Source organism: Streptomyces botrytidirepellens, assembly GCF_003721215.1.
GTDB lineage: Bacteria > Actinomycetota > Actinomycetes > Streptomycetales > Streptomycetaceae > Streptomyces > Streptomyces himastatinicus.
Genome location: NZ_RIBZ01000111.1, coordinates 21,911 through 33,692 on the forward strand (window position 1 = coordinate 21,911; position 11,782 = coordinate 33,692).

An 11,782-nucleotide genomic window follows, 5' to 3' on the forward strand; every position below is an offset into this window, starting at 1 on the left:
CCGGTTCCGGCGCTCCGTCGGACGACCATTCTCGCCCTACGGCGCAAGGAGCCGCAGGACTCCCGACTGGAGAGCGGCCATGGCGTCGGCGGCGGACACGCGACCGGCGCGGACCTCCTCCCCCGTGGCATGGCTCAGCGCGATCACGGCCGCCACCTGCCAGGAGAGCGCGGGCTCCGGGTCGAAGTCCCCGCCGTCCCGGCCGCGTTGCAGCACCCGCGCGATACGGTCGGCGATCGGCTCATGGCGGACCCGCTCCTCCTCGGGCGCCGCCGGACGGCCGCCGAGCCGGATCAGCACCGGATACGCCTCGGACACGCGCCACGCAGCATCCAGCAACCGCAACAGCGCCTCCGCCACCGGCCCCTCATCGGCCCCCGCCGCGTCCATCTCCTCCGCCACCTTCTCCGTCATGCGGTCGGCGACCGCCGAAAGCAACGCGTCCCGCGAGGAGAAGTGGGCGTACACGGTCTGCCGAGTGACCCCGGCCGCACCCGCGATGGCGGCCATGCCCGCGTCGGGGTCCTCCCCGAGAAGCTGGATGGCCGCGTCGAGGACGGCGGTGCGGCTGCGTTGGGCGTCGGCGCGCCGCCGCGTCGAAGAACTCATCTCTTACACCTTGTCAAAGTTTCCGGGCTCTCCATATCTTACAGTCTGTAAGAGTTAACGTCCGGAAGGGAGCACGCACCATGAAGCCACTGGCCCAAGGCACTCCCGAGCAGTTCATCGCCGACTTCTTCACCACCTTCCACGAGCAGGTCGTACGGGGCGACCACGACCCGGCCCCGGCGATGTCCCGCTTCTACACACCCGACATCGTCATGATCAACGACGGCATTCGACTCGACTGGGCCAAGCTCCTCTCCCACATCCACCCCGTCCGCAAGAACCTGGCAGAGAACGACGACTCCCGATTCGAGGTCCACGAGGCCATCGCGGACGGCAACCGCATCGCGGCCCGCCTCACGATCCACGCCGCCACGCGCAAGAAGCGGATCGCCACGGACGTCGTGGCGTTCTACACCTTCACCCCGGACGGCCGGATGACCCACGCCCACGGCATCACCCGCCCCGCCCCGAAGCCGAAGGAACAGCCATGAGCGAGCCCACCTCCACCTCCACCTCCACCTCCACCTACGAGGTCATCGGCATGGCCTGCCACAACTGCGCCGCCACGGTCACCGAGGAGGTCGAACTCCTCGACGGGGTCACCTCGGTGACCGTCGACATCGCAAGCGGCTCCTTGACGGTGACCAGCCACGGCAACCTCGCCGCGGCGACAGTGCGCGCCGCGGTGGAGAAAGCAGGCTACGAACTCGCCACCCCCTGAGCAGCGCCGCGGAACGGTCATCTGTTCACCGTCGGAACGGATCTCTAACGTGGCCTCCCAGGCAGGGCTCCAGTGTCCTGCACGACCGGGAAGGACCCGCTGATGGCCAGCTCCGAGCACGGATTACACCTCGACCGGCGGTTCCTCCTGGCCGGTGTCGCGGGCTCCTTGGGCGCGGCGGCGCTGCCCGGGACCACCGCGCACGCAGCGCCCCCACGGCGGAATCCGGCGAACTGGCCCGACCCCGAGCCGTACGGGCTCGCGGACGCCCGCCTGGATCTGTGGCCGCGGGAGGACAACTCCTTCGTCCTCCCGCTCGAGTTGCGCCCCCGCGACAAGGGGCGGGGCCGGGTGTGGATGCGGGACACCTACGTCAACTGCTTCGTGGTCGACGGCCGTCCGCTGTACGTCGCCACCGGCACCACGCGCGCGGCCGGGCTCGATGCGGCCGGGCCGTGGAACGACGGCATCTTCGTGTGGGTGGCCCGGTCGCTGCGGGGGCCGTGGAGGCTGGTCGACACGACCGGCATCCGGCCCGGGGCCGAGCGGGGGAAGGTGTGGTCGCCGGAGTTCGTCGGCGAGAACCGGCCCGGCCGCACGGTCGTCGCTCCGTGGCAGGAGTACTGGCACGACGACCGGTTCGGCAAGCGCGGCAATGCCTGGGCGCCGGAGGTGCACCACGTCCGCGGCAGGTGGTACATCGTCGCGTGCATGGGCGACCACTCCCGGAAGGTGGGCTCGTTCCTGCTGGTGAGCGAGGGTGGGGTCGAGGGGCCGTACCGGCTGGTCGAGGGCAATCTCGACAAGCCCTTCGGCGACCTGGCCCCCGGCGGGCCGGACTTCATCGAGCCCGGCGCCTACCACCACATCGACGGCAGCCTCTACGCCGAGGGCGACGACGCGTGGCTGGTGCTGCACAACGACCTGTACGCGAAGTTCCGGGACGACATGGAGGACATCGTCCCGACGACGAACCTCCCGCGGTTCCGGCAGACGCCGTACTCCCCCGAGCCGTATCTCGAAGGCGCGTACGTGTTCAAGCACCGGGGCACGTACTACCTCCTCCACGCCGCGTGGAACCGCACCTCGGTCAACGCCGACGGCACCACCCGCAACGCCTACGACCCGCCCGGCCCCGGCCGTACGCAGTACCAGTACGACGCGATCGTCGCCGTCTCGGACCGCTTCGAGGGACCGTACTCCCCGCGCTGGACCGCGGGCGTCGGCGCGGGCCACAACAACGTCTTCACCGACCACCGCGGCGACCTGTGGGCCACCTTCTTCCGCAACCCGGCCGCCGGCTACTGGTCCGCCCCCTCACGCGTAGCCGACGCGGCCGTGCCGGGTGTCGTACGACTGGAATGGACCGGCCCGAAGGGCAATCGCCTGTACGTGCAGCGCCGGTGACGCCCCGCACGACGGCGGTCACTGAGTCGGTACACGGTCTTCGGGCTCATGTCGGCGGCGGTGCTGGGCTCCTGGTGCGCCACCTGGTTCTGGAACATCGCGTTCCAGCGGCTGCCGTCTCCGGTGATAGGGCCGATCGGCGGGATGGAGGCGAAGTTCGAGGCGTTCTTCTATCTGCTCTGGGAGCAGCGCATGCCCGCGCCTTCTCGGTCTTCGACGCGACGCGGAGAAGTCCCGAAGCCGCGGCGATAGATCATGCTGCGGTTCCCAGCTGGGCGCGTCTCGCCAACGACGGTGAACCAGCGCGATTCACAGCGGGACCGCGAGGCTCCCTCCCGGAGGCCGACCACTGCCCTACCAAAGCACCAGGAGACCTTCTTCGCAATTGTGGTCCTGGAAGGGACCGCTTCCGGTATATAACTGGCGTCAGAATCGCCGTCCGGTCATCGACGGCGGGTGTGGCTGGGGGGCCAATGACGCATGCAAGGAATCCCTGGCGCCGGGAGCGCGCCCACCGCAAGCCCAGCGGGGCTGAAGACGCCGGCCTCGCGGACTTCCCCGTGCCGCGCGACCTGCTGCGCCGCCACGACCTGAGGAAAGTCGGCGATGAGCTCGCCCGCCGGATTACCCCCGAACAAGCCCGCCATCTCGAAGCCGTGTCGGAGATGCAGAACTCCGCGACGGTCGTGGCGAGCGTCCCCACCGATGTGGCCCATTGCCACCCCGTCGAAGCCTTCCCGCAGTCCTCGGCCAGTCCGTCCGGTACGCCCCCTGCCGGGTTGGCGGCGGCGAGCTATCCGGGCATCCGGGCCCTGAGGTTGCTGCTCAGCGATCCCGCTCTTTCGTCCCTGCCTGCCGTCGCCGCTCTTCTGGCAGGAGGAGACGCGGCTCTTGCGCTGCTCCGCGGCGCGGAGAGGGGGCCACAGACGATGCGCAGCGTGCGGGAATTCGCGAAATCGTGTATCTGGCGGGATCTGGCCATGGCGGCCGGACAACCGAACTGCCCCTACGGCGCCTTGGCCCTGGGGCTGCTCTGCGGAGACCACGCCGCGTTTCCGGCTTCCGTCGCCGACGCGCTGAACGCGGCGTGGAAGGAAATGATCGTGTCTTTTCCCGAGCTGCCGGCGGAGCCGATCGGGTGGAGTGCGTTGGACTCCCTCGTCGTACCTCTGGGAAACCACTCCCCGCGCAATGGCCAAACGGGCACTGACCCTATGGGTGACGAACTCGGCGAACCGACGCCAGCGGATTCCCCGGCGTCCGAGCCTCAGGCCCCGGAGACCACCGGCCGTCTTCTCGAACGCCTGGCCGCGTTAGTCGGTCCCGCGGCCCTCGCTGCGGAGCGGGCCGCGACCGCTCTGCACGAGAACCGATACCCACTGCCGACCGACTTGGCGATGGTCGACGAGGCCGCCCGGCTCTTCCGCACCGCTGCGAGCGAGTTGCGCACGGACCTCCCGCCGGAGGAGTGGAACCTGGCCGCCTTTCATGACACATGGGAAAGCGCCGAACGGCTCAGTGAGACACGGGCCGAGCTCATCGCGCTGACCGGTCTCACCGGTCCCTCCTGGTGCGAGTCCAAGCTGGAGCACGTGCGCCAGCGGGCCCGCGAGCTGGTCGAGGAGACCGCCTCTACGGAACAGCCGGACGCGGCCGACCTCGTAGCCCTGTCCAACTTCATCCGCCAGTCCGCGGCGGACGATGACGGCGGCCAAGCCGAGACCCAGCGGCTGATGCCGTTGCTGTCCGAACGTCTGCCGGGGACCTGGATACCGCTCCTGGCAGTCGCGGCCATGCGCCAGCTGAACCTCCCGGCCGTCCGCTCCGCGCAGCCGGTCGAGTCCGATTCCGCGGGCCCCTCCGGTCCGGACGATATCCGGCCGGCCCACGCGCCGAGCGCCTCGTCGGCCGACCTCGCAGACACTCCCGGATCCGCCGATCAGGACCCCAACGCGCCGGAGGCCGACGTCCACGACGTCGGCGACATCGAGAGCGGGGAAACGGAAGCGGCCCCCGACGACATCGACCTGCTCGACCAGGACATCGCCGCAATCCTGCTCGCCGACCCGACGACGACACCGGCGCAGGCGGACACTGCCTCTGTAGATGACGTCCCACCGGCGGGCGAAGACCCTGCCGCACAAACAGCACCCGACGAGGAATCGGGCGAAGCCCGGTCCGGAAACGGACAGCCGAAGGCACCGCATCAGGACCCGGCACCGAGCGGCTCGCCGGACACCGTGACGCTCGCCGACGAGCCCAGCGCGCACGACGATGCGCAGAAGCCCCCTGCCGAGCGGAGCGGCGTCAGCACGCCTGAATCCCGGACCGCCGAGGGCGGGGTGGCGCCCCGGACCTCCGATTCGTCCGAAGAGACCACCGGTGCCTCGGACCGGGCGAACGCCGGGCGCCCCACCCCTGCGGATCCGGTCGTTGCCAAGGCACAGGACGGCAGCGATGCGGCCGGTCCGGAAGCCGCCGCTCTCCGCGCCGGGCGCTTCGCATTGGCCGCCTGGATCCGCCGGGCATCGGGTGACACAAGCGCCGCGGTGCAGGTCCGGGAGGCCGCGGCCCTCGCAAGCCACCTCAACAGCGCGACCGGTGACATTGCCCACCGCTGCCAGGTGCTGCTGGACGGGCTGACCACGGACCACTTCGCCGACGACCGGGCCGGGGCCATCCTGACCTGGGCGGTCGCCATCCGGGTGGGTCTCATCGCGCCGAATGCCCAGATCACCGCTTTGATCCGCGACCTGTCCCCGTACGCGGCACGGGGAAGCCGGTCTGTCATCGCGCTCTCCGAGGTGCTGGCCGAGGCCGTGCAGCAGGGCACCTTCATCGTGCCCGAGATACTCGGGACCGTCCGGGATGAGGCCGAGGCCGAGGAGCAGCGGCGGACGGCGGCGCAGCAGGCGGAGGAGATCTTCCACTCCGGGCCACAGCGCAAGATCCGCTACCAGCTCGCCACCGAAGTCTGGCACCACCTCGTCGGCGCCGGTGGAGTCGTCGGTACCCTCTGCGCCCGCGTCGCGCGGGACGACCCCGCCGAGCTGGCCGAGGTCCGTCAAGAAGTCGCCCGGCTGCGTTCCACCGATGCGGTGGAACGGGAGATCGACCAGGCCACCCGGCACGTCGCCAAGGGACGCAAGCGGGTGGACTACGGCGCCCGGGAAAAACTCCGCTCCCTGATCGGCGAAGCCGTCACGGTGGCGGCCACCTGGGCCGACCTGACCGGACGCCTGCACCTGAAGGAGGGCTACCAGGACAGCAACGCGTGGCTGGTCCGGCGGATCAACGAGCTGCGCGGCAACGTCCAACGGTTCCGCGAGCCGGTGCGGGAGGATCTTCTGCGGACCGGTTCGGTCGGTGGTGATCCCCTGGAGGCGGCCGCCGCCGAGGCCGCGCAGCTCGTCCTCCAGAGTGCGTTCAATCTGTTGGATGGTCAGCCACAACCGGTCGCCAGCGACGTCGTCGATGTCGTGCTCCGCGGTGACCTTCTCCTGCTGAGCAACCTCCCGGTCGGCCGGCGGTCGTTGCAGCCGCTGGTTCCCGTCGACGCCACGTTCCTGCCCGCGCTCGCCGAGCTCGCGCAGACACGCCCCGACTACGCCATGGCCTTCGAAGCGCGCGCGCAGTACGGCGACCACGTGGGCACCGGAGAGATCATCCGTGTCGTACGGGTCGACGATCCCCGTCTGGCCCAGGAACTGCGGGCCCGCCGCGAGCACCACATCAAGACCCGGCGCGAGAAGTTGCGCGGGCAACTCCGCGCGCTGTCCGACCGCATCGACTCGGGGTTGCGCAACGGCCTGCTCCAGTCCAACGATTGGTCGGTGCTGACGGCGCGCTACCGCGACCTGGACGACCCCGATCGCTACGACTTCAACCGGATCCCCGAGGAGGCCGCAGCGCTCGCCGCCGATCTCGAGACCCACTGCGAGCGGGCGCGCCGAGATCTCCGCGAACGACTCGACAAGGCGACGGCCAACCCTCACGTCGCCGAGGTCGCGGACCGCATCAGCGCGCGCATCGCGGCCGACGACCTGACCACGGCCGACGAGTTCCTCGCCCAGGCGGAAGCCGGGAAGGAACTGCCTCCCGACGATGACGACCCCATCGGCATCGAGAGCTTCTTTCCGGCCGTGCCGGACGCGGTCAGCCGGTATCTGGGTCCCGCCGGTTCCCAGGCCGCCGGAGTGACCGACCTCATCATCCAGGTGCGCAAGACCCTGGAGTCCGCCCACAGCAAGGTCCCCGATCAACTCGCCGGTGTCATGGCGGTGCTGGGGGACCGGGGCCGTCTCAGCACGGACCGGCTGGCCATTACCCGCAAGGCCCTCGGCCAGCTGAGGAACCTCACGCAGGGACATCGCTTCGGCACCCGCGCCGACATCACCCATCTCGACAACATCCGGCAGGTGTTCAACGCCCTGGGCGTCGAGTCCGGCACCGTGCGGCCCATCCAGGACGCGGAGAACGGCGCCGGCCGACTGTGGATCCGGCTGTCCGATCTGCGGCTCCAGGGCGAGCCGGTGCTGCCGCAGTTCGGCAGCCTCGTGAGCCCCACCGGCCGGACGCTGCGCGTGCTGCTGGTGTGGAACGCCTCCGAACCCAGCCAACTGCTCGACTACACCAGGTACTGCCCCGCCGAGGAAACGGTCATCGTGCTGTACCTCGGAGTTCTCCAGCCGCAGCAGTGGCGGGAGTTGGCCCAGACCGCCCGCCGCCGACGCAGCGTCGTCGCGGTCCTGGACATCGCCGCGCTGCTCCACCTCCTGCTGCGCCAGGTGCCGGACATCGGTCTGCTCACCGGGATCCTCGCGCCGTTCACGTCTGCCGACCCGTACACCCCGAAGGCGGCCGGGGACGTGCCGGAGGAAATGTTCTTCGGCCGGGACAAGGAACTCGACGAGGTGCTCGACCGGCACGGATCCTGCTTCGTCTACGGCGGACGGCAGCTGGGCAAGTCGGCGCTGCTGCGTGCGGCACGGCGCCGGGTCCGGGCCACCGCCCCGAACCGGCTGGTCATCCTGGAGAGCATCTACTCCGTCGGCAAGCAGCCGGGCTCCTCCGATCACCTGTGGAACGTGCTGTGGCCCAAGCTGGCCGACGCCGGAGTACTGAGCGGCCAGCCACCGATGAAGGATGTCGGTGAGGCCGTGCATCGGGGCATCCTCGCCTGGGTGGACGCGGGTGACTCCCGTCAGCTGCTCATCCTGCTGGACGAGGCGGACGACTTCCTACGCTTCGACGCGGAAGAGCGGTCCTTCGCCAATGTGCACATCATCCGCAAGATCATGGAGGACACAGGGCGCCGCGCGAAGGTGGTGTTCGCCGGTCTGCACAGCACGGTGCGTTTCGAGAAGCTGCCCAATCAGCCGCTCGCGCACTTCGGAGCGCCGCTGTCCATCGGCCCCCTGAAGCCTCGCGACGCCTATCGGCTGCTCACCCGGCCGCTGGGGGCTCTCGGATACACCTTCCCGGACAGCTCCGTTCCGGCCCGTGTCCTCGCCCTGGCCAACAACGCCCCGGCGCTCGTCCAGCTGTTCGCCACCGCCTTGCTGGAGCGGATGCGTTCGGCCACCGTCGCACCGGACGCGCCGCCGTCCGTCATCACCCGGGCCGACATAGACGCGGTCTGGGAGGACCGCAAGCTCATGGCGGACTTCCGCGAGCGGTTCCTGTGGACGCTCAACCTGGACAACCGCTACCGGGTCATCGCCTACTGCATCGCTCGCATGGCGCTCAACGACGGCGCTGCGGCATCCGCGACCGGCCGAGAGCTGATGGAGACGTGTCGCGGCAGATGGCCGGAGGGTTTCAGCGAGTGCAGCGGAGAGGAGTTCGCCGGTCTGCTCGGTGAGTGCGTCGAACTCGGTGTGCTCGGCACCGACGGCAATCGGTTCCGGCTGCGCACCCCCAATCTGCTCAGACTGCTGGGCACCCGGGAGCAGATCGAGGAGGAACTCGATCAGGCGTCGGAGCACCTACAGCTTCCGCGCCGCTTCGAGGGCACGTCCTACCGGGCGCCGTACGGCGGCCGTCCGTCGGAGCGGTCGCCGCTGACGACCGGGCAGATCGGTCGGCTCTTCCGGCCCGCCAACGGCTGCTTCATCGTCACCGGTTCCGAAGCCGTCCAGGTCAGCCGGGTGCCTCGAGCCCTGGAAGAGGCCCACAAGGACGGCGCCGCGGTCCGGCAGGTGCAGCGGGTCGACTGCTCCACGGCGGAACTGTCCAAGGCGCTGCTCAAACCGGCCGGGGTGGGCCACCGGGTCATGGTGGTCAACCTCCTCGACGCGGCTCCCGAGCAGGCCCGGGAGATGGTGTCGCTCGCCAGGGAGCGTGTCGGCGTACCCGCGGGGACGCGGGAGGACGACACCCGGGCCGTGGTCCTGGTGACCGGCCCGCAGCAGAGCTTCCTGTGGGCCGGTGAACCGGGGGACCACACGGAGATCGTCTCGGTGCACCGCTTCGACCCGGCCGGCATCCGGCTGTGGATGTGGGACGCGGAGCTGCCGTTCCAGGAGCCCCGGATCCAGGCCGATCTCCTACGACGCACCGGAGCGTGGCCCTACCTGGTCCACCAGGTCATCGAGTCCTACGTCTCCCGCGAGGCCAAGGACCGCGACGACGCCTATGCCCGCATGGAAGCCGCGCTGGCGCAGGCCCCGGAAGCGATGCTCGCGCGCTGCGGACTCCGCGCCAACCGCTCGCTGAGCGCCGCCTGGCGCCAGCTGGTCGCGCTGGGAGAGAAGGAGGGGCAGGACCCCGAGCTCTTCTGCGAGTTGCTCCCGATGTCCGAGGACCCGGACCTGGACCCCGACGTCCTGCGGAGTGACGGCTACGGTTCCCTGCGCGACGTGGTCGAAGTACTTCGCCTCCTCGGCGCGCTCGTGGAGGACGCTTCCGGTCTGCTGATGACCGAGCCCCTGCTGACCAGACTGGAACAGGCCTGCTCCAGTACGGCGCAGCCGCAGTGACCGCCATGGAACCGTCCACGACTCCCACCCCTGCGCAGTTGCTGCGGGCCGCCGAGATCGTGCTGTCTCGCCCGGCCATGGCGGGCGTCGCGGCTGCCACCTCGCCGGAACGGTACGCCGCCGAGCAGGAGGGGATGCTCCGCCGCCTCTGGGACGGCTCGTCAGCCTTGCGGCGGACCGTCGGAGCGTTGGACGGCGATCGTGCCGTCCCCTCCTCGTCTTCTGCCGTGCCCGGGGCACGTCGACCGAACACCGAGGAGCGGCAGGTCCAGCGTCTCAAGGGACAACTGGCCGAAGCCAAGGAACGAGCACGGCTGTACCGCGGCCGGGCCGAACGGGCCCAGGACGAGGTCAACGCGCTGCGCACGCGGCTGGAAGAGAGCGGCGAGAGGTCCCGGGAGGCGGAGGAGACCGCCGCCACCGTCGCGATGGAGCGTGACATCCTGTCCGCCCGCGCGAACGACCCCGTGCGTGCCCTGCGCACGGTGCACCGTGCCCTGCGATCCGCGGCCGCTGCCCGCTCCTCCGACCCGAGGGAATCGGCTGCGCCCGGGACCGACATCCTGCGGGCCCATCCCTCGGTGCGCCCGCTGCTGGAACTGATCGAGAGCGCCGGGGGTGACCGGGAAGGCCTGCTCAAGACCCTCGACGCACTGCTTGTCCCCGATCTGCCCAGGGCGGTCCCGGCAGGTCCGGTGGAAACCTCCGTCGTTACCGGCCCACGGGTGGTGCCCCTCGGGGGAGGAACCGAGATCGGCGGTTCGTGCCTCCTGGTGGAACTCGGCGACACGCGCGTACTCGTCGACGCGGGCATCCGGAACGACGACCGTACCGACCATGTGGCGCCCCGCCTGCTCGACACGGAACTGGCTTCCGGGCCACCGGTCACCGCCGTCGTCGTCACCCACGCCCACAACGACCACGGCGGCTGGGTACCCGCGGTCGTCCGGCGCTGGCCGGGAGCACGCGTGCTGTGTTCGTCGGCGACGGCCGAACTCCTCCCCCTCATGTGGCAGGACACCGCCCAGCTGATGCGCCGTCGGGCCGATGAACGCCGGAGGTGGGGAGAGCGAAGCGCCGATGCGCCGTATGGGCGGGCGGAGGTCAATGCCGCGAGCCGTGCCATCGAAGATCTGCCTTTCGGGTTCCGCGTCCCGATCGGCGACCTGGACATCGAGCTCTTCCCCGCCGGGCACATCCTCGGCTCCGCCGGGGTGGTGGTCCGCGGTGCCGGACGACGCATCGTGGTCAGCGGTGACGTGTCGGTCGAACGCCAGTTGGGAGCCGAACCGCTGAGTCTTCCGGTCACCACCGAGGAGACCAACCTGCTGGTCATGGAGTCGACGTGCTGCGACGCCCTCCACATGTCACGCGAGGCGATGGTCGAGGATCTGGTGCGCTCGGTCCGGGAGGTCTGCGAGAACGGTGGACGGGTACTCATCCCGGCCACGGCCCTCGGGCGGGCCCAGGAGATCGCACTGACCCTCAGTTCGCGGCTGCCGGACCTTCCGGTCCTCATCGACGGGCTGGCCGGGAATGTCGCCGAGACCTACGGCCGCCACGCCGAGACGACCGCGGCGGAACGGGCAGTGCTGTCCGACCGGGTCCGACGAGTGAAAGACCGCCGGGCCGAGCAGCTCACCTTCCGTCAGGGAGTGGTCGTCTCGACCGCCGGCACGCTGCGCGGCGGTCCTGCCGTCATCTGGGCGCGGGACATTCTGCCGGATCCGGCCAACGCCCTCTTCATCTGCGGCTACCAGGACGAGGACGCCCCAGGACGCCGCCTGCTCGAACTGGCCGACGGCAGCGGCACCCTGGATCTCCCGGACGGCCCGGTCGAGGTGCGAGCCGCGGTGCGTCAGTTCCAGCTCGGCGCCCACGCCGACCGGCGCGGACTCCTCCGGGTCATCGATGAGGTACAGCCCCAGGAGATCATGCTGGTTCACGGGCGAGAGGAAGCCCAGCGGCGATTTCGCCGACTGCTGCGGGAACGCGGAGACAGCCCGGTGGATACCGCGGCCTGGAGTCCTGCGCGCAGCTGATCGCCTGATGCGTCTGCCGTACC

7 protein-coding genes are annotated in these 11,782 nt (G+C 70.2%); 6 read left to right on the top strand and 1 reads right to left on the bottom strand.

Features of this window, described 5'->3' with window-relative positions:
• Nucleotides 1-36: 36 nt before the first annotated feature.
• Nucleotides 37-609 (bottom strand): TetR/AcrR family transcriptional regulator, encoded by a 573-nt coding sequence (locus tag EEJ42_RS08585; RefSeq protein ID WP_123099374.1) that lies wholly within the window; start codon nt 607-609, stop codon nt 37-39.
• A gap of 80 nt (nt 610-689) precedes the next feature.
• Between EEJ42_RS08585 and EEJ42_RS08590 the strand changes: the two genes are divergently transcribed.
• The 6 genes from EEJ42_RS08590 (at nt 690) to EEJ42_RS08620 (ending at nt 11,759) form a co-directional block, all read left to right on the top strand.
• Nucleotides 690-1,100 (top strand): nuclear transport factor 2 family protein, encoded by a 411-nt coding sequence (locus EEJ42_RS08590; RefSeq protein ID WP_123099375.1) that lies wholly within the window; start codon nt 690-692, stop codon nt 1,098-1,100.
• Nucleotides 1,097-1,330, top strand: coding sequence for a heavy-metal-associated domain-containing protein (locus EEJ42_RS08595; RefSeq protein ID WP_123099376.1), 234 nt, complete (start codon nt 1,097-1,099; stop codon nt 1,328-1,330). Before EEJ42_RS08590 ends, EEJ42_RS08595 begins: the two co-directional genes overlap by 4 nt.
• A gap of 102 nt (nt 1,331-1,432) precedes the next feature.
• Nucleotides 1,433-2,737, top strand: a complete 1,305-nt coding sequence (locus EEJ42_RS08600) for a family 43 glycosylhydrolase (RefSeq protein ID WP_123099377.1) — start codon at nt 1,433-1,435, stop codon at nt 2,735-2,737.
• A gap of 48 nt (nt 2,738-2,785) precedes the next feature.
• The gene (locus tag EEJ42_RS08605; protein WP_246096240.1) at nt 2,786-2,989 is read left to right on the top strand and encodes a hypothetical protein; all 204 of its coding nucleotides are present in this window, start codon (nt 2,786-2,788) and stop codon (nt 2,987-2,989) included.
• A gap of 221 nt (nt 2,990-3,210) precedes the next feature.
• Nucleotides 3,211-9,717 (top strand): hypothetical protein, encoded by a 6,507-nt coding sequence (locus EEJ42_RS08615; protein ID WP_148081893.1) that lies wholly within the window; start codon nt 3,211-3,213, stop codon nt 9,715-9,717.
• 5 nt (nt 9,718-9,722) lie between these two features.
• Nucleotides 9,723-11,759, top strand: coding sequence for an MBL fold metallo-hydrolase (locus tag EEJ42_RS08620; protein ID WP_148081894.1), 2,037 nt, complete (start codon nt 9,723-9,725; stop codon nt 11,757-11,759).
• Nucleotides 11,760-11,782: the final 23 nt, after the last annotated feature.

What these genes read in the sequence shown, in the direction of transcription:
- EEJ42_RS08585 (WP_123099374.1), bottom strand. Translation starts at nt 609, where the DNA reads ATGAGTTCTTCGACGCGGCGGCGCGCCGACGCCCAACGCAGCCGCACC.
- EEJ42_RS08620 (WP_148081894.1), top strand. Translation starts at nt 9,723, where the DNA reads ATGGAACCGTCCACGACTCCCACCCCTGCGCAGTTGCTGCGGGCCGCC.
- EEJ42_RS08600 (WP_123099377.1), top strand. Translation starts at nt 1,433, where the DNA reads ATGGCCAGCTCCGAGCACGGATTACACCTCGACCGGCGGTTCCTCCTG.
- EEJ42_RS08590 (WP_123099375.1), top strand. Translation starts at nt 690, where the DNA reads ATGAAGCCACTGGCCCAAGGCACTCCCGAGCAGTTCATCGCCGACTTC.
- EEJ42_RS08615 (WP_148081893.1), top strand. Translation starts at nt 3,211, where the DNA reads ATGACGCATGCAAGGAATCCCTGGCGCCGGGAGCGCGCCCACCGCAAG.
- EEJ42_RS08595 (WP_123099376.1), top strand. Translation starts at nt 1,097, where the DNA reads ATGAGCGAGCCCACCTCCACCTCCACCTCCACCTCCACCTACGAGGTC.
- EEJ42_RS08605 (WP_246096240.1), top strand. Translation starts at nt 2,786, where the DNA reads ATGTCGGCGGCGGTGCTGGGCTCCTGGTGCGCCACCTGGTTCTGGAAC.